At 71.3% G+C, this 23,238-nt stretch carries 23 protein-coding genes; 6 read left to right on the top strand and 17 right to left on the bottom strand.

The window, feature by feature from the left end; translation table 11 throughout:
• The first annotated feature begins 31 nt into the window (after nt 1–31).
• Nucleotides 32–466, top strand: a complete 435-nt coding sequence (locus BJ993_RS02810; protein ID WP_036541468.1) for an EamA family transporter — start codon at nt 32–34, stop codon at nt 464–466.
• Here BJ993_RS02810 and BJ993_RS02815 read toward each other — a convergent pair.
• On the bottom strand, nt 456–731 hold the full coding sequence (locus tag BJ993_RS02815) for a helix-turn-helix domain-containing protein (RefSeq protein WP_242530291.1): 276 nt from the start codon (nt 729–731) through the stop codon (nt 456–458). The genes BJ993_RS02810 and BJ993_RS02815 overlap by 11 nt on opposite strands.
• Nucleotides 732–904: 173 nt before the next feature.
• Here BJ993_RS02815 and BJ993_RS02820 point away from each other — a divergent pair, with 173 nt between their 5' ends.
• Nucleotides 905–1,273 (top strand): DUF6907 domain-containing protein, encoded by a 369-nt coding sequence (locus BJ993_RS02820; RefSeq protein WP_036541466.1) that lies wholly within the window; start codon nt 905–907, stop codon nt 1,271–1,273.
• 70 nt (nt 1,274–1,343) lie between these two features.
• Here BJ993_RS02820 and ilvC read toward each other — a convergent pair whose 3' ends face one another.
• From ilvC to surE, 5 genes are all read right to left on the bottom strand, one after another.
• The gene (gene ilvC / locus BJ993_RS02825; RefSeq protein WP_036541464.1) at nt 1,344–2,369 is read right to left on the bottom strand and encodes a ketol-acid reductoisomerase; all 1,026 of its coding nucleotides are present in this window, start codon (nt 2,367–2,369) and stop codon (nt 1,344–1,346) included.
• Nucleotides 2,370–2,403: 34 nt separating this feature from the next.
• The gene (ilvN, locus tag BJ993_RS02830; protein ID WP_036541462.1) at nt 2,404–2,943 is read right to left on the bottom strand and encodes an acetolactate synthase small subunit; all 540 of its coding nucleotides are present in this window, start codon (nt 2,941–2,943) and stop codon (nt 2,404–2,406) included.
• A complete protein-coding gene (locus BJ993_RS02835; protein ID WP_242530292.1) occupies nt 2,943–4,703 on the bottom strand; it encodes an acetolactate synthase large subunit in 1,761 nt (586 codons plus the stop codon). The genes ilvN and BJ993_RS02835 overlap by 1 nt, the downstream gene beginning before the upstream one ends.
• A 237-nt stretch (nt 4,704–4,940) precedes the next feature.
• On the bottom strand, nt 4,941–5,807 hold the full coding sequence (locus tag BJ993_RS02840) for a CHAD domain-containing protein (RefSeq protein ID WP_179647650.1): 867 nt from the start codon (nt 5,805–5,807) through the stop codon (nt 4,941–4,943).
• A 60-nt stretch (nt 5,808–5,867) separates the two neighbouring features.
• Nucleotides 5,868–6,932 carry a 5'/3'-nucleotidase SurE gene (gene surE / locus BJ993_RS02845; protein WP_179647651.1) on the bottom strand — a complete coding sequence of 355 codons (1,065 nt, stop codon included), beginning with the start codon at nt 6,930–6,932 and terminating at the stop codon, nt 5,868–5,870.
• Nucleotides 6,933–7,043: 111 nt separating this feature from the next.
• Between surE and BJ993_RS02850 the strand changes: the two genes are divergently transcribed.
• Nucleotides 7,044–7,916, top strand: coding sequence for a LysR family transcriptional regulator (locus tag BJ993_RS02850; protein ID WP_179647652.1), 873 nt, complete (start codon nt 7,044–7,046; stop codon nt 7,914–7,916).
• A gap of 263 nt (nt 7,917–8,179) precedes the next feature.
• Here the strand turns inward: BJ993_RS02850 and BJ993_RS02855 are convergent, their stop codons facing one another.
• Together BJ993_RS02855 and BJ993_RS02860 are read right to left on the bottom strand one after the other, a co-directional pair.
• A complete protein-coding gene (locus BJ993_RS02855; RefSeq protein WP_179647653.1) occupies nt 8,180–8,686 on the bottom strand; it encodes an ASCH domain-containing protein in 507 nt (168 codons plus the stop codon).
• Complete coding sequence (locus BJ993_RS02860; RefSeq protein WP_179647654.1) at nt 8,659–10,161, bottom strand: PIN domain-containing protein; 1,503 nt, start codon at nt 10,159–10,161, stop codon at nt 8,659–8,661. The genes BJ993_RS02855 and BJ993_RS02860 overlap by 28 nt, the downstream gene beginning before the upstream one ends.
• Before the next feature lie 182 nt (nt 10,162–10,343).
• Here BJ993_RS02860 and BJ993_RS02865 point away from each other — a divergent pair, with 182 nt between their 5' ends.
• The gene (locus BJ993_RS02865; protein WP_179647655.1) at nt 10,344–10,667 is read left to right on the top strand and encodes a hypothetical protein; all 324 of its coding nucleotides are present in this window, start codon (nt 10,344–10,346) and stop codon (nt 10,665–10,667) included.
• 374 nt (nt 10,668–11,041) lie between these two features.
• On the opposite strand, the gene BJ993_RS02870 is transcribed toward BJ993_RS02865, so the two are convergent.
• Nucleotides 11,042–11,392, bottom strand: a complete 351-nt coding sequence (locus tag BJ993_RS02870) for a hypothetical protein (protein WP_179647656.1) — start codon at nt 11,390–11,392, stop codon at nt 11,042–11,044.
• A gap of 13 nt (nt 11,393–11,405) precedes the next feature.
• Nucleotides 11,406–11,873, bottom strand: coding sequence for a VOC family protein (locus tag BJ993_RS02875; protein WP_179647657.1), 468 nt, complete (start codon nt 11,871–11,873; stop codon nt 11,406–11,408).
• A gap of 88 nt (nt 11,874–11,961) precedes the next feature.
• On the opposite strand from BJ993_RS02875, the gene BJ993_RS02880 reads away from it, so the two are divergent.
• Nucleotides 11,962–12,966, top strand: a complete 1,005-nt coding sequence (locus BJ993_RS02880) for an SGNH/GDSL hydrolase family protein (RefSeq protein ID WP_179647658.1) — start codon at nt 11,962–11,964, stop codon at nt 12,964–12,966.
• Here the strand turns inward: BJ993_RS02880 and BJ993_RS02885 are convergent.
• The 6 genes from BJ993_RS02885 to BJ993_RS02910 form a co-directional block, all read right to left on the bottom strand.
• Nucleotides 12,963–13,667 (bottom strand): GNAT family N-acetyltransferase, encoded by a 705-nt coding sequence (locus BJ993_RS02885; RefSeq protein WP_179647659.1) that lies wholly within the window; start codon nt 13,665–13,667, stop codon nt 12,963–12,965. The two genes, BJ993_RS02880 and BJ993_RS02885, sit on opposite strands and share 4 nt — an antisense overlap.
• A 4-nt stretch (nt 13,668–13,671) precedes the next feature.
• Complete coding sequence (locus BJ993_RS02890; protein WP_179647660.1) at nt 13,672–14,634, bottom strand: pyridoxamine 5'-phosphate oxidase family protein; 963 nt, start codon at nt 14,632–14,634, stop codon at nt 13,672–13,674.
• A gap of 9 nt (nt 14,635–14,643) precedes the next feature.
• The gene (gene ilvD, locus BJ993_RS02895; RefSeq protein WP_179647661.1) at nt 14,644–16,326 is read right to left on the bottom strand and encodes a dihydroxy-acid dehydratase; all 1,683 of its coding nucleotides are present in this window, start codon (nt 16,324–16,326) and stop codon (nt 14,644–14,646) included.
• 38 nt (nt 16,327–16,364) lie between these two features.
• Nucleotides 16,365–18,212: a dihydroxy-acid dehydratase gene (ilvD, locus tag BJ993_RS02900; RefSeq protein ID WP_179647662.1), complete on the bottom strand. Its 1,848-nt coding sequence runs from the start codon at nt 18,210–18,212 to the stop codon at nt 16,365–16,367.
• A 140-nt stretch (nt 18,213–18,352) separates the two neighbouring features.
• Nucleotides 18,353–18,802: an SRPBCC family protein gene (locus tag BJ993_RS02905; protein WP_179647663.1), complete on the bottom strand. Its 450-nt coding sequence runs from the start codon at nt 18,800–18,802 to the stop codon at nt 18,353–18,355.
• Nucleotides 18,803–18,828: 26 nt separating this feature from the next.
• A complete protein-coding gene (locus BJ993_RS02910; protein ID WP_179647664.1) occupies nt 18,829–19,908 on the bottom strand; it encodes a WD40/YVTN/BNR-like repeat-containing protein in 1,080 nt (359 codons plus the stop codon).
• 149 nt (nt 19,909–20,057) lie between these two features.
• Here BJ993_RS02910 and BJ993_RS02915 point away from each other — a divergent pair, with 149 nt between their 5' ends.
• Entirely contained in the window at nt 20,058–20,372 is a 315-nt protein-coding gene (locus tag BJ993_RS02915) for a hypothetical protein (protein ID WP_036541448.1), read from the top strand.
• A gap of 4 nt (nt 20,373–20,376) precedes the next feature.
• Here BJ993_RS02915 and BJ993_RS02920 read toward each other — a convergent pair whose 3' ends face one another.
• Entirely contained in the window at nt 20,377–23,202 is a 2,826-nt protein-coding gene (locus BJ993_RS02920; RefSeq protein ID WP_179647665.1) for an ATP-binding protein, read from the bottom strand.
• Nucleotides 23,203–23,238: the final 36 nt, after the last annotated feature.

Consider the following 23,238-nt stretch of genomic DNA (forward strand, 5'->3'; position numbering starts at 1 on the left):
ACGACGGCATCGGCCCGGGTAGCGTCGGGACATGGAGCTGACCTCGGCGTGGTGGTTCTGGGCCCTGCTCTCGGCCGTCTTCGCGGCCCTCACGGCGATCTTCGCCAAGGTCGGCGTGAAGGAGATCGACTCCGACGTCGCGACCTTCGTTCGCACGGTCGTGATCCTCGTGACCCTCGGCCTGATCCTGCTGGCGCTCGGGAAGTTCCACTCCCCCGGCGAGGTCGGCGGCCGCACCTGGCTCTTCCTGGTGCTGTCGGGCCTGGCCACGGGCGCGTCGTGGATCTGCTACTTCCGGGCGCTCAAGGTCGGCGACGCCTCGTTGGTGGCGCCGGTCGACAAGCTCAGCGTCGTGCTGGTCGCGGTCTTCGGCGTGACGCTGCTCGGGGAGCGGCTCTCGCTCCTGCAGTGGGGCGGGATCGCCCTGGTCGGCGCCGGTGCGGTGCTGCTGGTGGTCAGCGGCTGACGTCGGGCTGGAAGTCCGGCAGCAGGTCGACGATCGGCACCTCGAGCACCTGGCTCAGCGACACCAGGGTCAGCAGCTGCGGGTTCATCGGCGTGCCCGGGCGCGACTCGCCCTTCTCGAACTTCTGGTAGGTGAAGCCCGCGATGCCGGCGAGATGCGCGACCCGCTCCTGGCTGAGGCCCTTCGCGAGCCGGGCCCGCTGCAGGTTCACCCCGAGCTCGCGCGCGTAGGCCTGCCAGCTGTCGTCCGCACGCTTGCCCGCCACGCCCACCATCATCCACGTATGACCACCCGGAAGGGACCATACTCGTATGCTAATCGGACAACTGGCTGCCTGCCGACGACCTGTGGACGACGGCCCCGGCGACGGGTGCATGCGTCGGGCGCGGGTCCTAGGGTCCGGCTGACGGAGCAAGGGACATCTCGGGGGTGAGGCGCATGACCGGTGGCGACGGCGTGCGGGCGGCAGCACAGGCGGGCCGCCCGCCCTGGCCCGACGGGCGCTGCCCACCGTGGTGCACCCGCGAGCACGCCGCCGACGACCACCCCGAGGACCGCTACCACCAGAGCGAGCCGGCGCTGCTGCCGGTCGTCGCGGGCCCCGCCGACACGGTGCCGGTCACGGCCTCCCTGCGGCCGCTCACCCTCGTGGTGCGCGCCGGCCGCCATGACGCCGACGACCGCACCTGGCTGGTCGTCGAGGCGACGGAGGCCGCCCGGCCCCGCATGGTGCTGACCGTCGAGGGGGCCCGGGCGCTGGCGGAAGCCCTCCTGGCCCAGCTCGACGCCGTCGGCGTCGACGGGTGAGACGGGTGAGACGCGGACGCCCCCGGATCCACACGGGATCCGGGGGCGTCGGGCGTCGTACGACGGAAGGTCAGCGCGCGGCCGAGCCCTCCGTGTAGTCGTCGTCGGTCTGCTTCCACGAGAAGTGGGCGCGCAGGGCCTTGCCCGTCGCCTCGATCGGGTGGGCGGCCTCCTCCTCGCGGAGCTTGAGGAACTCCGTTCCACCGTTGTCCTGGTCGCCGATGAACCGCTCGGCGAAGGCCCCGCTCTGGATGTCGGCCAGGACCGCCTGCATCGACTCCTTGACGGCGGGCGTCACGACGCGCGGGCCGGAGACGTAGTCGCCGTACTCCGCGGTGTCGGAGACCGACCAGCGCTGCTTGGCGATGCCGCCCTCCCACATGAGGTCGACGATCAGCTTGAGCTCGTGGAGCACCTCGAAGTAGGCGATCTCCGGCTGGTAGCCCGCCTCGGTGAGGACCTCGAAGCCGGCCTGGACCAGGTGCGAGACGCCACCGCAGAGGACGGCCTGCTCACCGAACAGGTCGGTCTCGGTCTCCTCGGTGAAGGTGGTCTTGATGACGCCGGCGCGGGTGCCGCCGATCGCCTTCGCGTAGGACTTCGCGAGGTCCCAGGCGGTGCCCGAGGCGTCCTGCTCGACGGCGATGATGTCCGGGATGCCGCGGCCGGCGACGTACTCGCGGCGCACCGTGTGGCCGGGGGCCTTCGGGGCGACCATGATCACGTCGACGCCCTCGGGCGCCTTGATGTAGCCGAAGCGGATGTTGAAGCCGTGGCCGAAGACGAGGGTGTCGCCCTCGGTCAGCGCCGGCGCGATGTCGTCGGCGTACAGCTTCCGCTGGTGCTGGTCGGGGGCGAGGATGACGATGACGTCGGCCTCCTCCGCGGCGTCGCGCGGGGTCAGGACGCGCAGGCCCTGCTCCTCGGCCTTGGCGCGGCTCTTCGAGCCCTCCTTGAGGCCGACGCGGACGTCGACGCCGGAGTCGCGCAGGTTGAGCGCGTGGGCGTGGCCCTGGCTGCCGTAACCGATGACCGCGACGTTCTTGCCCTGGATGAGGGACAGGTCGGCGTCGTCGTCGTAGAAAATCTCAGCCACGTCGGGCTTCTCCTTGCTGGTTGGGTTGGGGATTTCAGGCGTTGGCGGCAGGCGGGACCGGTACGGCGACGGGCTTGCCCCGCTCCGAGATGGAGCGCGACCCGCGGCCGATGGCCACCATGCCGGACTGCACGAGCTCGCGGATGCCGAAGGGCTCGAGCACGCGCAGGAAGTCGCTGATCTTGTCGGCGTTGCCGACGACCTGCATCGTGATCGCGTCGGAGGCGACGTCGATCACCTTGGCGCGGAACAGCTGGACGACGTCGAGCACCTGGCTGCGGTTCTCGGCGGTGGCGCCGACCTTGACCAGGACCAGCTCGCGGTTGACCGAGGCGGCCGGGTCGAGCTCGACGATCTTGATCACCTCGACCAGCTTGTTGAGCTGCTTGGTGACCTGCTCGAGCGGCGAGGAGTCGACGTTGACGACGATCGTCATCCGCGAGATCTCCTCGTGCTCGGTCGGGCCGACCGCGAGCGAGGTGATGTTGAAGCCGCGACGGCTGAACAGTGCGGAGATCCGCGCCAGGACGCCGGGCTTGTCCTCGACGAGGACGGACAGGGTGTGCTGGGCCATCAGAGGTCGTCCTCGTCGAACTGGGGCGCGAGGTCGCGCGCGTACTTGATGTCGTCGTTGCTGGTGCCGGCGGCGACCATCGGCCACACCATGGCGTCACGGTGGACCCGGAAGTCCACGACGACCGGGACGTCGTTGATCTCCATCGCCTTGGCGATGGTCGCGTCGACGTCGTCGGGCGACTCGCAGGCCAGGCCGACGCAGCCGTAGGCGTCGGCCAGCTTCACGAAGTCGGGGATCCGCTTCGACTGCAGGTCGGTGTTGGAGTAGCGGCTGTTGTAGAACAGCGTCTGCCACTGGCGCACCATGCCGAGCGACTCGTTGTTGATGACCGCGACCTTGATCGGGATGTTGTTGATCGCGCAGGTGGCGAGCTCCTGGTTGGTCATCTGGAAGCAGCCGTCGCCGTCGACCGCCCACACCGTCTGGTCGGGCATCGCGACCTTGGCGCCCATCGCGCCGGGGACGGCGAAGCCCATGGTGCCGAGGCCACCGGAGTTGATCCAGGTGTTCGGCTTCTCGTAGCTCACGAACTGGGCCGCCCACATCTGGTGCTGGCCGACGCCCGCGGTGTAGATGGTGTTGTCGCCGGAGATCACGCCGAGGCGCTCGATGACGTACTGCGGGGAGAGGCCGCCGTCGGTGGGCGTCTCGTAGCCGAGCGGGTACTTCTTCTTCACCCCGGCGCAGAACGCGACCCAGCCCTCGTAGTCGCCCGTGTTGCCGGCCTCCTGCTCGGTGCGCAGGGTCGTGATCAGGTCGACGAGGACCTCACGCACGTCGCCCACGATCGGGACGTCGGCGTAGCGGTTCTTGCCGATCTCGGCCGGGTCGATGTCGGCGTGGATCACCTTCGCGCCGGGCGCGAAGGAGTCGAGGTTGCCGGTCACGCGGTCGTCGAAGCGGGCGCCGAGGCTGATGATCAGGTCGCTCTTCTGCAGCGCGGCCACGGCAGCCACGGTGCCGTGCATCCCCGGCATGCCGAGGTGCTGCGGGTGGCTGTCGGGGAACGCGCCGCGCGCCATCAGCGTGGTGATCACCGGGATGCCGGTGAGCTCGGCGAGGGTCGCCAGCTCCCTGGCCGCGCCGGAGCGGATGGTGCCGCCGCCGACGTACAGGACGGGCTTGCGGGACTCGAGGATCAGCCGGGCCGCCTCGCGGATCTGCTTGGCGTGCGGCCGGGTCACCGGGCGGTAGCCGGGGAGGGTGACCTCGGTCGGCCAGGCGTACGACGTCGTCGCCTGCAGTGCCGACTTGGTGACGTCGACGAGTACCGGGCCGGGGCGACCGGTCGAGGCGATGTGGAAGGCCTCGGCGATCTTGACCGGGATCTCCGCCGGGTCGGTGACGAGGAAGTTGTGCTTGGTGATCGGCATCGTGATGCCGCGGATGTCCGCCTCCTGGAAGGCGTCCGTGCCGATCATCGAGGCACCGACCTGGCCGGTGATCGCGACCATCGGGACCGAGTCCATGTGCGCGTCGGCGATCGGGGTGACCAGGTTGGTCGCCCCCGGGCCGGAGGTCGCCATGCAGACGCCCACGCGGCCCGACGCCGAGGCGTAGCCCTGCGCGGCGTGGCCGGCGCCCTGCTCGTGGCGTACGAGGATGTGCCGGATGCTGCTGTCCATCAGCGGGTCGTAGGCCGGGAGGATCGCGCCTCCCGGGATGCCGAAGATGTCCGTGACACCTGCCGCCTCGAGCGACCGGACCAGGCTCTGCGCGCCGGTCATCGTCTCGCCCGAGCCCTGCTGCTCAGTCATCCGACTCATTCCTGTCTCTGCTGCTTGCCGGCCTGCGCCGGCGGGGGTGTGGTTCGTCGTACAAACAAAAACCCCTCTGTTGCGGAGGCAACGAGGGGTGGGACGCGACGTCTGACGAGGTCAGGCGGCGCGTCCGGTGCGTACGAGAAGCTGCTGATGCATGCGCCCACCGTACGCCGCCCCGGTCGTGCCGTCGAATAACGTAGCGCCCCCGTCCCAGATACCAAGACGCGCGTCTCATGGAATGACCTCGGCACGGAGTGCGGAGAGGGTCTCGTCGAGCCCCGCGAGGGCCTCGGCAGCGAGCTTCTCGGCGTGCCCGGCGACCAGCTCGTACGACGCCCGGTCGGCGCGGTCGGCCTGCCCGGCCGCGCACCGGCGCACGTGCTCGGCCAGCAGCAGGGCGTCGCGGTGGTCGCCGAGCGCGCCCTGGACCCGGTGCCCGAGCCCGCCGAGCACCCGCAGGGAGCCGTCGACGTCGACGGAGGCGACCGCGTCGGCCGTGTGCCGCAGCCGCCGGCCGGCCTTGCGGAGGCCGTGCCGGGCCTCCTCGACCCCCTCGGCAGCGACGACGGCGTCGGCGCGGGCCAGCACCCGGCGGGCCTGGCGGCGTACGGCCTTCGTCGCCACGCCGGCCGCGGGCCGGCGGGCGCGGCGGGCCAGGGCCGGTGACTCGGTCCAGGTGGCGAGCAGTGCGTCGAGCGCCCGCACGCCGGGGCCGGCGTGCCAGCCGACCAGTGCGGCGTGGGCGGCGGCGTGACGGACGAGCAGGGGGCCGACCAGCGCCTCGCCGAGCGCGTCGCCCCGCGCGTCGGCCAGTCCGAGGGCGTCGAGCGCGGCGGTCACGTCGGCGGCCCGGACCTCCAGGTCACGGCACTCCCCCAGCAGGTCGCCGTACGACGCCAGGGCGGCCGCGAGCTCCGCCGACCGGTCCGGGTCGAAGCAGCGGCGGAAGGCGGCGAGCACGTTCCGCAGGCGTCGTACCGTCGTGCGGAGCTGGTGCACCGCGTCGGGCTCGTCGGACAACGCTCCTGCGCGCCGGGCCGTCAGGTCCGCGGCGAGGCGGCCGATCTCTGCGGCGAGCAGCTCCCCAGCCGTGGTCACTGCCCCATCCTCCCATCCGGACACGACGTCCCGGACGGGGCAGTGACCCCGGGGTCCTTGCTACTTCAGCGAGCCGATGACCAGCGACACCTGGATCGGCATCGGGCGGCCCCAGTCACCGTCGAGCGCCGTCACCGGGATGTCGTTGCGGGCCAGCGCCGTCGTGTCGGCGTTGCGCCGGGTCTCGGTGGCGGGCGCGCCGGCCACCAGGCGGTAGGTGCCACCGGTCGCGGGGACGTCGTCGAGGAAGGTGAGGCCCAGGTCGCTGCTGTAGCCGACATCGGCCTGGACGGCCTTGCCGAGCGTCTCACCGGCCCCGACGAAGGGGTGGTTGACGTTGAGGACGAGGCCGGCCGTCAGCGCGTTGCGCTTGCGCAGCGCGGTGACCAGCTTGACCGCGAAGTCGGCGGTCGCGGCGAAGGGCACGTTCGGGATCTGGGCCAGGTCGCGCGGCGCCTCGGCGCTGAACGCGATCGCCGGGACGCCGTACTCGTGCGCGGTGACGACCGCGCCGACCGTGCCGGAGTGGTTGAGCGTGGCGCCGATGTTCTGCCCGAAGTTCGTGCCGGAGAGGACGAGGTCCGGGCCGGCGGGCCAGTAGTTGGCGGCGAAGCGCTTGAGCGCGATGTTGACCGCGTCGGCCGGGGAACCGGACGGCGTCGTCGAGGAGCAGGGAGCGGCGGCGACGCAGACGCCGAAGACCGCACCGGCGCTCGGGCTGCCGGCGCAGTCGCCCGCGTACGCCGCCGGCGGCGTGACGGCCTGGACGGTCATCGAGACCGGGGCGAAGCCGGGCGAGGTCATCCGTGCGCCGGCGCCGCTCTGCTGCGACCACGGCGCCACGACGAGCACGTCGGCTCCCGCGGCACACAGCGCCTTGCGCAGCACGTACAGGCCCTTGCCGTCGGTGCCGTAGCCCGCGTCCAGGCCGCGCGCGCTGTCGTCGTTGGTGAGCAGCACCTTGAGCCCGGCGAGCGCGGGCGAGGCGGCCGCGGCGACCGGCGCCGGGGCCGGGGCGGCACTGCCGGGGGCCGCGACGACGGCACCGGCGAGAGCGGCGGCCAGGGCCACGCCGGCGGCGGCGAGGCGCGGGGCCCGGCGCGGGGACACGGACGGAACACGCATGACGACTCCTCGAACGGGGTGCGAAGGAAGTGGAACGCGTTCTAGATTCGTGGCGGGCGTCACACGACGTCCAAGACCCGTTCGGCATGCCCGGGAGAGAGGAGGCGGACGGTGAACATCCAGCAGCTGCGGTACGTCGTCGCGACGGCCGAGCACGGCAGCATGACCGCGGCCGCGGCGGCGGTCCCGGTGGCCCAGCCCGCCCTGAGCCGCGCCGTGCGCCAGCTCGAGCGCGAGCTCGGGACCACCCTGTTCGAACGGTCCGGGCGCGGCGTCGCCCTCACGGCCGACGGGGAGTCGTTCGTCCGGCGGGTCCGCGAGGTGCTGGCCAGCATCGACGCCCTGCGCACCGCCGCGACCAGTGCCGATCCCGCCGCTCCCCTGGTCATCGCGGCGTCGCCGACCCTGCAGGCGGCGATGGCGATCCCGATCCTAGCCGCGCTGCGCGACCACGGCGTCGTCGTACCGACGCGGCTGGTGGGGTGCGCGTCGTCGAACGAGGTGGTCGACCTGGTCGAGGCCGGTCGCGCCGACCTCGGCATCTGCGACAGCGCCGTGACCACCGGGCTGACCGTGTCCGGCATCGGCCGGGCCGAGGTCCGGCTCTACTCCCCCGCCGCGACCGACCTGCCTGAGCGGGTGACCTTCGCCGACCTCGCCGGCCTGCCCCTCGTGCTGCCGACCGCGGGCACGGCCCGGCGCGAGGCACTCGACGGCTTCTTCGCCCGGTGCGGCGTCACCCCCGAGGTGGCGGTCGAGACCGACGAGCGCAACGCGTGGCTCGCCGCCGTCAGCCACGGCCTCGCGTCGTGCATCTGGCACAGCGTCGACCGCTCCCGCGACCCGCTGCCCGGCGTCGTCGCCCGCAGCTTCGAGCCGCCGATGCACCGCGACCTGGCCGCCGTGCACCGCGCGGGCAACCCGTCGCCGGCGCTGGTGCCGCTGCTCGACGTGCTGCGGCAGGTGGGGTCGCTGGTCGGCTGAGGTCAGTCGGGCAGCACGATCGCCGACAGCCCCGGGTCGGGGTTGAACGCGATCTCCCACCAGAAGCCTCTGCCACGACTGGTCCGCCGAACTAGAAGCCGACTACATCTCACTTGTTGCGCCAATCAATCAGCAGCAGGGCCGGCACCTCGTGAAACACGCGGGAATGGCCGCCGTTCCTGCTGGTGAACCACACGCCGCCGCGAACCGTCTCCTTGAGACCCTTCGTGGCTACAGAATCTTGGTAAGCCGATGCGGCCGCGTCAGCCGACGGGCGCAGCCTCCGAGCCGTTCCTGAGGATCCGGCCGATCCCACGCCCGAGTTTCGCTGCCCCGCGAGCCAGTGACCGCTCCGGAGCAATCGAACCAATCACGTCCGCAGCCAAGTACTGGAATGACTGCGGCGGTCTGAGAGTCGGGTCGATCTCGGAGAGCGGTAGGGGCGAGGCGAGGCGCTGCACACGCCGGACCTTGATCACGTGTGCAGTGGCAGCACCGGCGTAGTAAGCGTTGAAGGCGGTCTTCTCGATTGCACCGACATCGCTGTACTTGCGCCAAGCACTCGACGGACTGAGTGCCTCGACCCCGTCTACTTCGAAGATGCCCACCACCATCTTCGTCGGGGCCGTCGCGTAGACAACGACGTGCGTTACGTCATCGGCGAGCGGCGTCCGACGGAACTCGACCGACTTGGTCCCAGCCAGAATCGCCTCGGCGTACTGCGGGTGGATCGAGAACAGTGCTACGCGCCCAATCGCTGCCGAAGCCATTGCGCTCCTTCGGGTCGCGTGCGTGTGATTGCTTGTGGCCAGGTCCGTGCGACGCCCGCCCGTTTCAGGTCTTCCAGCGTGATGGGGTCCTCCCTTAGAACCCGGTCCTGTCGAAACAACACGACTAGGACCTCTCCGTTCCGCACACGATCCTCGATCTGCGCGTAGGAGTAGACCGTCCGCCGACCGACCAACGCCGCGATCTCGGCGGGGTCTCGGCTGACGTACGTCTGCTCACACACACCCACCACAAAGACCGCCTTCTCATCGTGACTCCGATAAAACAGCAACGGAGATCCCGGCACGAGGAGGCGGGTCGGCGAGTTGCAGAGATACGCCTTCCGGAGCGCGTTTCCGAACGGCTGAGTCTGGTGTCCCAGCAGTTCCGGGAAGAGACCTCCCTGCGGATCGAATGGCTCGGCATCCGGAAACAGCACCTGATGCCAACGCGGCTCGATCGGCACCAGAAAGGGTTGCACCCCGACCATCCGCAGTGCGGGCGGCCCATGCGTCACGTGGAACTCAAGTGGAGACATCGAGGCAGGTGCGAGGGACCCTCGCAGATCTTTCGCCAGAACCAACTCGCCTGCGTCGGTCGTGACAGGCTGCACCCTGAACCCGAAGTCATCGAGCAAGTCGATCAGCGCCTGCTGCTTGGCAAAGACCGTGACGAAGATGCCCGCCATCTCGTCGGTGTGGGCTTGTTCAAAGATGGCCTTGAGGAGCAACTCTCCGTACTTCTGCCCGCTGTAGTTTGAAGCGACCTTGAAGGTACTGATCTTCAACAGCGGGCCAGGAACTCCGTGCTCTCCGCTTGGTTCAATCTTGAGCAGCGCGATCGCAGCGTGTGCATCGTTCTGTCCATCGATTAGGAGCGCGTCCCGCCCACCTTGCGCGGCCTTCTCCTGAAACCACCTATCGAAGGCCGCCCCTCCGTAGTCCTGGCGAAGACCGTCGAAGATCTCGTCATCCAGCCTCAGCTCGTGGGCCTTCACCCGGCGAACCGACGGCGGAGGAGTCGGAGGCGCCGGGTGCAAATTACGGAGGAACGCGATCGCGTCCGCAAGGGTCAGGACCCGGTCACCGATGCCGAGCCGATGGGCCTTCGAATGGATGCCTTGATCCTGTGTGACCAGATAGCCCACCGCGTGTCCCAAAACGGCGGCGAGCAGGTGTTGATCGACATCGTCGTTCGAGCCAGGAGTTGGCACACCAAGTTCGGCCCGCTGGTCGTCACTGATCGCGGGAGGACTCACGACGCGCTCGTACCGCTCGAACACGGTCAAGCGTGCCGATCGCTTCGCTGCATCCTTAATCCGCGCAAAGTCGTCCAGCGAGGCGGGATGCACCCGGAGGTCGTGGTGATGGGTCGTGGCCAGCCGGTGGAACTCCATCGCGAGGGCAGCGTCCGGCTCGACCGTTATGGACAGCGGATCACTCTTGATCGCGATGTTGCTGTCGAGCAGGAACAGCATGCCGACAGCATGGCGGCCGAACAGCGCTAACCAGGCGATTTCGACCGGAAATGCGGGGGCAGATCCAGACTGAACCGGCAAAATCGCCCGGTCAGCATCACCGAAAGGCGATTGGCACTTGAGTACAACGCGCTAGGACGATCGAACCGAGTCCTGGATCGATCCGTGGCTAGGATCGCACCATGTGGCGTCGCCATCAGCGCACGTGGTTCGTGCCGGTGCAGGACGGCGTGGTCGGCTGGGTTTCGGGAGGAGAGCCGATCGACGGCTGCGACCTAGTGTCGGCACTTATCTTCGCTCCCACGCCGGAGGCGGTAGAGCAACGGATGGAGCAGATCGGGCTGTGGAGCCCGTACACCATGCCGAAGTTCTACAAGCATGGCCGTTCTGGCGTCGCGGCCGCCGTTGCCGATCCCGAGGGTTTCGTCTGGAATCGTGCCGACGGAGGCTCATGGATGCCGTCGTCGGACTTGCCGCGCCCGCTGAGCGGTCCACCGTCGGAGTAGCCGAGTTTTCGCGACCTGCGGCGCTCTACCCCGGCAAGACGATCCGCCCAGACTGGGGTCTGGGTTGAAGGGGACCTCCCCACCGGCACCCGCCCGGGTCTGAGCAATCGCCCGCGTACCCGTGAACGAATCTCGGGGTGGTTCGGTCTGCCAAGAACCCGGTCATACCCGGACCTGTCGGCCTATCCGAGGACTCTTCTCAGGTGCTTGTCGGCAGCCTTCTGCGCCTCCTGCGCCGAGGCTCGCCATTGCCCGCCTCCCCCTGCGCCGCACGAACATCGCCATCGAAAGGGACCAGTGCGGAGACGTTCGTTGCTGGCGATCACCTCAATGATGTGTCCGTCCGTGAGTTCATCGTCATCCGTCACCACAAGTCACCAGACCCAGTGCTTCGACTGCTGGTCGAGTTCGGCGATGCCCGGCGCGTACAGGCGCACTGCCTCTGGGCCGACCCGGGCGTCCTCGTCCAGCGGGAACGCGAGACGGTTCTCTCCCGAGTCGATTGCGACGTAGCGATCCGGAACGACCTCTACATGATCAACCCGCTTACCGATCAGATAGGGCAGCGTCTTCTCACCTACGCCCCAACACGCGATCATTCCAAACGGCTTCGTATAGCCGGTCAGAACGATATCGCCGAAGTGCACCTCGATGAAGTCATGTACGAACGCGACGGCGGTGATCCTTTCACCCACGAGCACAGCGGCCAGCCCGGAATCGTCCATGGAGTGATCGTGCCTAATCCGGCAGCACAATCGCACCTAGTTTCGGGTCCGGGTTGTAGGCGATCTCCCATCGGTAGCCGTCCGGGTCTGAGAAGTAGCCCGAGTACCCGTGAACGAACCTCGGGGTTCCGTCTTCCAACAACCCGGTGTAGCCGCCCCAGTCGCGCCGTACGGCCTCCTCGACGTGGGGCGAGCCGGCGGCGCGGGCGGTCGACAGCACGGCATCGACGGCCTCGGGCGTGGCGAGGTTGTGGGCGATGGTGATCGGCGCGACGCCGTGGCCGGTCATCAGCGCGCCGACCTCGGCCTCGAAGTGGCTGCGCTCCCACAGCGAGAGCACGAGGTGCTCGCCGGCCCGGAACATGATCACCTCCCCCGGCACGTCGAGCTCGGGGGTCCAGCCGAGCCCGTCGACGTAGAAGCGGCGGGTGACGTCGATGTCCGCGACAGCGAGGGTGACGAAGCTGATCCGCTGGTCCATGTCCTCGACAGTGCCACGGCACGCCGACATCGCTCGCGCAGCTCGTCGACACGAGTGACGGCGGTCACTCCGGCTCGTTGGACCGGGCATGCTCCGACGCCGTCCCCCCACCCGTCCGGCTGCCCGCACCGCTGCCGTCGTGGCCGCGCTCACCTCCCTCGCACTCGCCCCGGCTGTCGCCGGCGGCGACGCTCCCGTGGCGCACGCGGAGCCCGCGGCGTCGTACACGGAGTACGTCGCGCTGGGTGACTCCTGGTCCGCCGACGTGGTCCTCTTCGACCGCAACGGCTTCCCGGACGCGACCCACGCGCCCGTGGACTGCTTCCAGTCGCACACCAACTACCCGAAGCTGGTCGCGAAGGCGCTCGGCGTCACGACCTTCCGCGACGCCACCTGCGGCTCGGCGACGACCGAGCACTTCACGCAGCCGCAGGAGCTGCCGATGGGCGGGGTCAACCCGCCGCAGTTCGACCGGCTCACGCCCACGACGGACCTGGTCACGGTCGGCATCGGCGGCAACGACGCGGAGGTCGCGAGCGGCGCGATGAGCTGCATCTCCGCCAGCCCGGTCAGCCTGCCCGCGCCGAGGCTGCCGCTGCCCGACATCATCCCGCTCATCGACGAGTCGACGCTGCCGCTCGGCGCGTGCAAGGAGCGCTTCACCGCCGGGGGCGTCGACCGGTTGGCCGAGAACGTCGCCGCCTCCGAGGACAAGGTCGTCGAGGCGCTCAAGGAGATCAGGCGCCGCTCGCCGCACGCGCGCGTGCTGCTGGTCAACTACCTGGACGCGATCCCCGAGCGCGGCTGCTGGCCGATCGTGCCGATCACCAACACCGACATGGCCTACCTGCACTCGGTCTTCGTGAAGCTCAACGACATGCTCGCCGAGGCGGCTCGCCGCGGCGGCGCCGAGCTCGTCGACACGCACCCGCTGAGCACGGGGCACCACGTGTGCACCGGTCCACTGACCCGGTATGTCGAGGGCCTGGGCATCGTCTCGCTCAACGACCTCGCCGTCGCCGTACCCGCCCACCCGAACGCCGCCGGAGCCCGCTCCCAGGCGCGGTCGGTGCTGGCGCAGCTGGGTCGCTAGCGCCGGGCCGCGAGCGAGGTCCGCTGCACGCCGGCGTCGTCGAAGTTGGCGGGGTCGAGCCAGCGCTGGTGCGCTGCGCGCACGGCCGGCCACTCCGCGTCGGTGACCGAGAACCAGTCCGTGTCGCGGTTGCGGCCCTGGGTGACCATGTGGTTGCGGAAGCGGCCCTCCTCGACGAAGCCGAGGCGCAGGGCGGCCCGCCGCGAGGGCTCGTTGAGGCTGTCGCACTTCCACTCGAAGCGGCGGTAGCCGAGCTCGTCGAACGCGTGCGCCATCAGCAGGTGGATCGCCTCGGTGGCCGCGCGGGTGCGCTGCAACGCCTTCCCGAGGAGCACCCCCGCGACCTCCACCTGTCCGTGCCCCGGCTCGATGCGCGTGTACGACGCCAGGCCGGTCGCCCTCCCCGCCCGCTCCCCCTCCAGCGGCACCAGCGCGAAGGTCACCAGCGCGGGGTCGTCGAGGTGGGCGGCGAGGTGCATCCACAGCTCCGCGAGCGTGGTCGGGCGCGGGATCGGCCGGTAGGTCCAGAGGTCTCCGTCGTCGGGCCCGCAGGTCGCGGCGTGGAGGTCGGCGTACTGGGCGGACGAGAGCGGGCGCAGCTCGACGTAGCGGCCGGTGATCGTGACCGGCTCCGGCCACGGACGCGGCTCCCAGCCGGGGACCTCGTCGCCGACGGCCTGCCCGAAGGCGTTGGTCACCACGGGGTCACCAGCGGTCGCGGAGCCGGGCGTCGACGTCGGAGGTGACGGGGTCGTCGGCGGAGCGCACGAACACGGCCGTCACGGTGCCCCCGTCCGTGCCGAGCCGGTCACGAAGGTCCCGCCAGTCGGCCAGGTTGGGGTGCTCGACGGCCGTGCACGCCTCCGCCGGCGACAGCGCGGTGATCGCCTCGTCGAGCTGCTCGGCGCTGACCTCCAGGCTCGCCGTGGACCCGTCGTGCTTCAGCACGGTCGCCAGGACCACGGCAGGCAGGCCGTGGACGCCACCGGGCCGGTTGACCAGGCCCGGCTCACCGTCCAGCGCGAGGCCGAAGGAGACCGGGAAGCGCCACCCCTCGATCTGCGCCGCCAACCGGTCCCGGATCGTGCGCAACCCCTCGACGGTCGACCACTCGCCCAGCGGGTCGAAGTCGAAGGCGGGCAGGCCGTCGATGCTGGTGCGGTTCTTGCGGCGGCGGTAGTCGGCCGAGCCCTCGATCCCCTTGCGCTCGAAGTACGGCTGCAGCAGGTCCCGCTCGCCGGCGTACTCCATCAGGGGCACGCCGAAGCCGCAGGAGTCGGAGATCCGCTCGATGTCGACGACGATCACGGCTCGGGCGCCCGGCAGATCGACGAAGAGCGGCTCGAGCAGGACGTACTCGTCGTCGTAGCGCGTGACGACCCGGCCGCGGCCGTGGAAGCGGACGATATTGGGCGCCCCCTCGAAGGCGCAGAACATGACCGTGACGCGACCGTTCTCGCGCAGGTGGGCGATGGTCTCGCTGCCGCTCCCCGAGGTGTCGAGCCAGGCGAAGGTGTGCTCGTCGAGCATCCGGAAGGTGCCCGGGATGCCGCGGGGCGAGAGGTTGACGTGGCCGTCCTCGGCGAGCGGCGAGGTCGCCACGAAGAACATCCGCTGGCTCTCGACGAAGTCGAGGAGGCGGCCGGTGACGCGGGAGTGGATCTTCATCGGCCGGTCCTACGACGTCACGGCGCCGACGGCGGCGGACTGGACGGTCCTGGCGTACTTGCCGAGGACGCCGCGGGTGTACTTGGGCGGCAGCGGCTCCCAGCCGGCCCGGCGCGCCGCGAGCTCGGCCTCGTCGACCGCGAGCTCGAGGGTGCGGTTGGCGACGTCGAGGGTGATCCGGTCGCCGTCGCGGACGAACGCGATCGGGCCACCGTCCACGGCCTCGGGAGCGATGTGCCCGACGCACAGACCGGTGGTGCCACCCGAGAACCGGCCATCGGTCACCAGCACGACGTCCTTGCCGAGCCCGGCGCCCTTGATCGCACCGGTGATGGCCAGCATCTCGCGCATGCCCGGGCCGCCCTTGGGACCCTCGTAGCGGATGACGACGACGTCGCCGGAGACGATCCGGCCCTCCTCGAGGGCGTCCATGGCCGCCCGCTCGCCGTCGAAGACGCGGGCGGTGCCGCTGTAGACCGAGTCGTCGAAGCCGGCGCTCTTGACGACCGCGCCCTCCGGGGCGAGGGAGCCCTTGAGGATGGTCAGGCCGCCGCTCTTGTGGATCGGGGCGTCGAGCGGACGGATGACCGTGCCGTCGACCGCCGGCGGGGCGAGCTCGTCGAGGTTCTCGGCCATCGTCTTCCCGGTCACGGTCAGGCAGTCGCCGTGCATGAGCCCCGCGTCGAGCAGGGCCCGCATCACCATCGGGATGCCGCCGATCTTGTCGACGTCGTTCATGACGTACCTGCCGAACGGCTTCATGTCCGCCAGGTGCGGCACCTTGTCGCCGATCCGGTTGAAGTCGTCGAGGGTCAGCTCGACCTCCGCCTCGTTGGCGATCGCCAGCAGGTGGAGGACGGCGTTGGTGGAGCCGCCGAGGGCCATCACCACGGCGATCGCGTTCTCGAACGCCTCGCGCGTCATGATCTGGCGGGCGGTGATCCCCTGGCGCAGGAGGTTCACCACGGCCTCCCCCGACCGGTGCGCGAAGCCGTCGCGGCGCCGGTCCACCGCCGGCGGGGCGGCGCTGCCCGGCAGCGACATGCCCAGGGCCTCGCCGACCGAGGCCATGGTGTTGGCGGTGTACATGCCGCCGCAGGCACCCTCGCCCGGGCAGATCGCGCGCTCGATGCGGTCGACCTCCTCGCGGGTGATCTTGCCGGCGAGGCACGCACCGACGGCCTCGAAGGCATCGATGATCGTCACGTCGCGGCCGTCGACCTGTCCGGGCATGATCGAGCCGGCGTACAGGAAGACACTGGCGAGGTCGAGCCGCGCGGCCGCCATCAGCATCCCCGGCAGCGACTTGTCACAGCCCGCGAGCAGGACCGAGCCGTCGAGGCGCTCGGCGTTCATCACGACCTCGACGGAGTCGGCGATGACCTCCCGCGAGACCAGCGAGAAGTGCATCCCCTCGTGGCCCATCGAGATGCCGTCGGACACCGAGATCGTCCCGAACTCCAGCGGGTAGCCGCCGGCCGCGTGCACGCCGTTCTTGACCGCCTTGGCGAGCCGGTCGAGGGACAGGTTGCAGGGGGTGATCTCGTTCCAGCTGGACGCGACGCCGATCTGCGACTTCGCGAAGTCCGCGTCGCCCATGCCGACCGCGCGGAGCATCCCCCGGGCGGCGGCCTTCTCGAGGCCGTCGGTGACGTCGCGCGAACGGGGCTTGATGTCGGGGGCGTCGCTCATGTCCCAAGGTTAGGGCGTCGCCCCCGCCCGCCGGACCGTCAGTCCGGAACCCGCCGGTAGGCGCCGTCGGAGGCCGCGGTGGCCATCGACGCGTAGGCCCGCAGCGCTGCCGACACCGGCCGCTGGCGGTCCTGCGGGGTCCAGGGCCGGTCCCGCTTCTCCTGCAGCACCCGGCGCTCGGACAGCGTGTGCTCGTCGACGTCGAGGTGGATCGACCGGTTGGGGATGTCGATCGAGATCGGGTCGCCGTCGTCGATCAGCGCGATCAGGCCGCCGCCGGCCGCCTCGGGCGAGATGTGGCCGATGGACAGGCCGCTGGTGCCGCCGGAGAAGCGCCCGTCGGTGATCAGCGCGCACTTCTGGCCGAGCCCACGACCCTTCAGGAAGGCCGTCGGGTAGAGCATCTCCTGCATGCCGGGGCCGCCCTTGGGGCCCTCGTAGCGGATGACCACCACGTGGCCCTCCTCGACCTTCTTGCCGAGGATCCCCTCGACCGCCGCGTCCTGGGACTCGAAGACGATCGCCGTGCCCTGGAAGACCAGGCAGTCGTCGGGCACGCCGGCGGTCTTCACGACGCAGCCGTCGACCGCGATGTTGCCGGTCAGGATCGCCAGCCCGCCGTCGGCGGAGTAGGCGTGCTCGAAGTCGCGGATGCAGCCCTCGGCGGCGTCGGTGTCGAGCGTGCCCCAGCGGTTCTCGGTGGAGAACGGCTCCGTCGTACGCACGCCGCCGGGCGCGGCCTGGAAGAGCTCCAGCGCCTCGGGCGACGGGTCCTCGCCGCGGATGTCCCACTTCCCGAGCCACGCGTCGAGGTCGGGCGAGTGAACCGAGTGCACGTCCTCCTTGAGCGCGCCGCCACGGCGCAGCTCGCCGAGGAGCGCGGGGATGCCGCCGGCGCGGTGGACGTCCTCCATGTGGAACTTCGGGGAGTTCGGCGCCACCTTGGACAGGCACGGGACGCGGCGCGAGATCGCGTCGATGTCGTGGACGTCGAAGTCGAGCTCCGCCTCGCGGGCGGCCGCCAGCAGGTGGAGCACGGTGTTGGTCGAGCCGCCCATGGCGACGTCGAGGGCGACGGCGTTCTCGAACGCCGACCGGCTGGCGATGTTGCGCGGCAGGACCGACTCGTCGTCCTGCTCGTAGTAGCGGCGGCACAGGTCCATCACGACCCGGCCGGCCTCCTCGAAGAGCGCACGGCGCTTGGCGTGCGTGGCCAGGGTCGAGCCGTTGCCCGGCAGCGAGAGGCCGATCGCCTCGGTGAGGCAGTTCATCGAGTTGGCCGTGAACATGCCCGAGCAGGAGCCGCAGGTCGGGCAGGCCGAGCGCTCGATGGTGTCGAGCTGCTCGTCGGTGACTGCGTCGTTGGCGGAGGCCACCATCGCGTCGACCAGGTCGAGCTTGCTGTGGACGATGCCCTCGATGGCGGTGGTCTTGCCGGCCTCCATCGGGCCGCCGGACACGAACACGACCGGGATGTTGAGCCGCAGGGCCGCCAGCAGCATGCCCGGGGTGATCTTGTCGCAGTTGGAGATGCACACGATGGCGTCGGCACAGTGCGCCTGCACCATGTACTCGACCGCGTCCGCGATCAGCTCGCGGCTGGGCAGCGAGTAGAGCATGCCGCCGTGGCCCATCGCGATGCCGTCGTCGACGGCGATCGTGTTGAACTCCTTGGCCACGCCACCGGACGCCACGACCGACTCCGCCACGATCTTCCCGAGGTCACGCAGGTGGACGTGTCCGGGGACGAACTCGGTGAAGGAGTTCGCGATGGCGATGATCGGCTTGCCGAAGTCCGAGTCGGTCATGCCGGTGGCGCGCCAGAGGGCACGCGCGCCGGCCATGTTGCGGCCCGAGGTGGACGTCGCGGAGCGGAGGGTGGGCATGGGTCAAGGGTACGGCTCGGCCTGTGGCGGGAGATTCACCGGCCGACCGGTGAAACTCCCGCACCTGGACGACGAAACTCACGCTTGGACGATGAAACTTCGTCGTCCAACCGTGAGTTTCACCGGCCGGCCGGTGAAACTCACGCGGCCTCGGCAGCCGCCTTCAGCGACGCCAGCCCCTTCGTGAAGTCCCTGCCGATCGCCTTGTCGAAGAACAGCTTCCCCAGCACCGCGAACGCCAGGTTGCGCTGGCCGGCCATCGTCCATGCCACCCTGGTGCCCTCGCCCGCGGGGGCGAGGTCGAAGGTGACCACGTTGCTGGCCTTGAACGGCTTGAGGAACTCGAGGTCGACGACCACCTGCTCCGGGGTGATCGAGGTGAAGGTCATCGACCCCTCGCCGGCCTTCTTGTTGCCGGACCAGGCGTACGACGCCCCGACCCCGGCGCCGTCGTACACACGGTGCAGGTCGGGGTCGAGGTCCTCCCACGGCGACCAGGCGCGCCACTCGTGGAAGTCGGCGACCAGGCCGTGGACCACGGCGGGCGGGGCGTCGATGGTCGTGGAGTAGGTGTGCGAGAACGCAGGCATGGTGCGAACGCTACTGAGGATCGGCGTCAGGCGACGCCGGCCTTGACCGACATCACGTCGGGCAGGTCGGCCGCGATCTGGCGCCACGACTCGCCGTCGTCGGCGGAGGCCCAGACCGAGCCGTTGCGGGCCCCGAAGTAGAGCCCGGCCGGGTCGTGGGAGTCGGCACACATCGCGTCGCGCATGACGCCGACGTAGAACGCCTCCGGCAGGCCCTTGCCGTACGGCGTCCAGGACTCGCCCGCGTCGTCGGAGCGCCACACCCGCGGCTCGGCGCCGGGCGGGTAGCGCCGGTCGCCGCCGCCGAGCGGGAAGACCCAGATCGTGTCCGGCTGGTGCGGGTGGACGACGATCGGGAAGCCGAAGTCGCTCGGCAGGTCGTCGCCGATGGACGTCCACGAGCCGCCCTCGTCGTCGGAGCGGTAGACGCCGCCGTGGTTCTGGGCGTAGAGCCGCTCGGGCCGCGACGGGTGACGGGTGACCTTGTGGACGCACTGGCCGAACTCCGGGTAGCGCTGGTCCTCGGGCAGGAAGTCGGCGCGGATGCCCTGGTTGCGCGGCTCCCAGGAGGCTCCGCCGTCGGTCGTGCGGTAGACGCCGCCGGTCGAGATCGCCACCGTCATCGACGACGGGTCGCTGGGGTGCGGGAGGACGGTGTGGAAGGCCTGGCCGCCGAAGCCGGCGCCCCACTCCGCACGGTGGGGGTGGTTCCACAGCCCCTCCTCGAGGGCGAAGGTCGCCCCGCCGTCGCGGGAGGTGAACACCGCCCCCGGCTCCGTGCCGGCGTGCAGGACGCCCTCACCGGCGCCGGGCACGACCTGCCAGATCCGCTCCACCGTCGCGCCGGCTCCCTCGGGGAAGCGGATCGCGCCGTTGGGGGTCTCCTGCCAGGTCTCGCCGAGGTCGTCGGACCACCGCAGCTGCGGGCCGAGCCAGCTGGAGGAGGCGCCGGCGAAGAGCCGTGGCGCACTCCCCCGGGTGTCGACGAGGCAGGAGTAGACCTCCTCCATGTCGTGGTGCGGCCCGGTGAACGACCAGTCCTCCCGGTCGTCCGAGCGGCCCACCCACAGTCCCTTGCGTGTCCCCACCATGAGGATCGTCGTCATCCCAGCCTCCAGCTCGTCGTCCCTGTCTCCCCACTGTGACCCCCACCACCGACAAAAGTCATCGGCGACCGGCCGGTCGTCCGGGCCGATCGTTGAGTCCGTGCCCGCCACGGATGTAGCGGGCCCGCCGCGGCCCCGACAGTGGAGCCATGACGACGCTGCTGGTGACGCTCGACCTCACTCCCGAGCGGAGCGAGGACGTCCTGGTCCGGCTCCGCGGCGAGGCGGCGCCCTGGCTGCGCCGGCTCCCCGGGTTCGCGACCAGCCGCTGGCTGCTGACCGGCGCCCACGACCGCTGCTATGTCGTCGTCGAGGTCGAGGACGGGTACGCCGACGACGCCTCCCGAGCGCTCCACGACGCGATGGCCCCCGGCGCCCACGACACCGCCCGGTCGTGGTGGTGCGAGCGGATCGAGGACGTCGTCGACCTCGGCCTGGCCGCGCGCCCGCCCGTCACTCCCTGAGCCGTCACTGCGTGAGGTACGACGCCAGGGCGCCCCGGTCCGCCGCCCCGGTCCGCTGCAGCAGCCGGGTCACATGGGTCTCGACCGTGCGGACGGAGAGGTAGAGGCGCTCGGCGATCTGCTTGTTCTGCAGCCCCTCGACGACGAGCTCGAGGACGTCGTACTCGCGTGCGGTGACGCCGATCCGCTGCAGGTGGGCGGGCACCCGCTGGCTGCCGGCCGCCTTGCGCGGCACCGCGAACCCGGCGTCGCGCATGGCGACGCGACAGCTCGACGCGGCCTCGGTCAGCCCGTAGCCGACCAGCCCGTCGAGGGCGTGGCGGAACCACCGCTCGGGCTCGCCCCAGCCGTCCCTCGCGGCGGCGATCGCGACCAGGAGCCGCGCCTGGAGCTCCGGCCAGGGCTCGCGGCCCGGCAGGCCCCACTCGGCGTCGGCGAAGACCCGCTCGGCCTCGGCGCGCTCGCCGGCCCGGCCGAGCGCGATGGCGTCGGCGTAGCGCAGGGCGAACCAGTTGTGGGGGCTGTTGGCCTGGGGCCCGCTACGGACCTCCTCGCGGGCGTCGGCGCCGTCGCCGAGGGCGGTCTCGAGCAGCGCCCAGAGCCCGCGCAGCGAGAAGGGCAGGCTCGGGAACCGCCGGTGGTAGTCCATCGCGGTGGCGAGGTGGCCCCGGGCCTCGTCGTACCGGCCGTGGGCGAGGGCGACGAACGACCGCACGTGGCCGGGGACGCCGACGGCGCGGACCGCCTCGTCCATCGGCTTGTCGGCGGCCGCGGCGAGGTCGGCCTCCATCGCGTCGAGCTGCCCCGCCAGGCCGCGGGTGGCGGCGCGGAGCACGTGCGCGACGGCGAGGTCGGGCAGCCGGAGCCGCTCCATCATCGTGATCGCGTTGTCGATCGCCTCCATGGCGTCGTCGAGCTCGAGGTAGCGCATCCGCAGGAGGTTGAGGTCGAGCTCGATGCGCGCCGCCGTCGCGATGGCGCCCGCCTCGAGCGCGACCCGGCGGGCCGCCGCGAGGCGCTCGTCGGTGGGCCGGCGGGCGGCGAGGTCGAGCGCGCCGAGCGCGGCGAGCAGGCGGGCACGCCACAGCGGCAGCCCGACCTCCTCGGCGAGCCGGTAGCCGGCCTCGAAGGCCTCCTCGGCGGCGACGAAGTCGCGAGCCCGCTCGGCCCGGCCGAGCACCTCCCACGCCTCGCAGGCGATCTCCGGACGGTCCGCGCCGACCACCGCCAGCGCTGCCTGTGCCCGCTCCGCGGCGCCCAGGTCGTCCTGCCGGCCCAGCGCGAGCCGGGCCGCGAGGACCTCCTCCTGCGCCGGGTCGTGACCGGCGGCGGCGACCAGCTGGGCCTCGGCCTGGTCCCACTCGCCGCCGGCGAGCAGCGCCCGCGCCAGCCGGAGCCGTACGACGGCCAGCCGGCCCGGCTCGTCGACGAGCTCCTCGGTCAGCCGCTCCCCCGCGGCGAGCGCCCGCGGCACGTCACCCGCGAGGGCCTGCACCTCGACCTCCAGCTCCCGCGCCTCCCGCTCGGCCGCGCTGCCGACCGGGACCCGGTGGAAGGCACGGTCCAGCGCCTCCTGGGCGCTGGCGAGCGCGCCCCGGGTGACCGCGTCGCGTGCGGTGGCGAGCCACAGCCCCGCGGAGCGGCCGTCGTCGCCGGCAGCCTCGTAGAGCTCGGCGAGCTGGAGGTGGTCCTCGGCCTCGTCCGCGGTGCGTCCGGCCAGTGCGGCGGCCAACAGGCCGGCGAGCCGGGACCGGTCGGGCGCGAGCAGGCCGGCGAGCACCGCCTCGCGGGTGAGGGCGTGCCGGAAGGCGAACCGGTCGGGCGGGACGCTGACGACGAGCCGCTGGTCCGCCAGTCGGCGCAGGCCGTCCGCGAGGGCGGCCTCGTCCAGCCCGAGCGCGTCCCCGACGGCCCGCCAGTCGAACTCGACGCCGAGCAGTGCCGCCGCGCCGGCGATCTCGCGCCCGACGGCACCCGCCGCGTCCAGGCGGCCGTCCACCGAGCGGGCGAAGGGCCGTGGGACCACCACGGCGACCGGAGCGGTGAGCACCCAGCGCCCGTCCTGCTCGGCCAGCACGCCGCTGTCCCGCAGGTCGGCGAGCATCTCCTCGACGAAGAGCGGGTAGCCCGCGCTGTACTGCTGCAGCCAGCCCACCAGCTCCGCGGGCGGCTCAGCGTCGAGGCAGGCGCGGGCGACCGCGGCGACGTCGTCGTCGGGCAGCGGCTGCAGGTCCACCACGTCGGCCGAGCGCCGCCACTCGAGCGCGGTCACCAGCTCCTGCACCGCCGGCGCCTCGTGGAGGCGGACGGTCGCGACCACGACCAGGGGCACGTCGCGGGCGTTGTCGGCGACGTACTCGAGCACGGCGAGGGTCTCCGGGTCGGCCCAGTGCAGGTCCTCGACGACCAGCACCATGCCCGGCTCGGGGACGGCCTGGGCGAGGCGCAGCAGGCCCTCGCCGAGCAGCATCACCGACGACGGGCTGTCCGGCGCCGTCGGGCCGAGCTGGGGCGCGAGCCGCGCCATCGTCGGGAGGTACGGCGCCAGCGAGCGGTCGTCCGGGACGTCGTTGCGCCGCAGCCAGGCCAGCAGCGCCTCGCCGAGCGGGCGCAGGGGCGTGGGGGTGCCCGACGGGACGGCCCGCCCGGACAGCACCGCGAGCCCCCGGTCGGCGGCCTCGGCGAGCACCGCGCTCGCGAGCCGCGACTTGCCGATGCCCGGGTCGCCGCGCAGCACCCAGAGCCCGCCCTGACCTGCGGAGACGCCGTCGAGGGCGGCGCGGAGGCGCGCTCGCTCCACCGTCCGCGAGACGAGCACCGGGGAGCGCACGCCCGCATCGTAGTGAGGTTGGCTCCGCCTTGGGTC

The sequence above is a fragment of the Nocardioides aromaticivorans genome (genome assembly GCF_013408525.1).
In the GTDB taxonomy this organism is placed as follows: Bacteria; Actinomycetota; Actinomycetes; order Propionibacteriales; family Nocardioidaceae; genus Nocardioides; species Nocardioides aromaticivorans.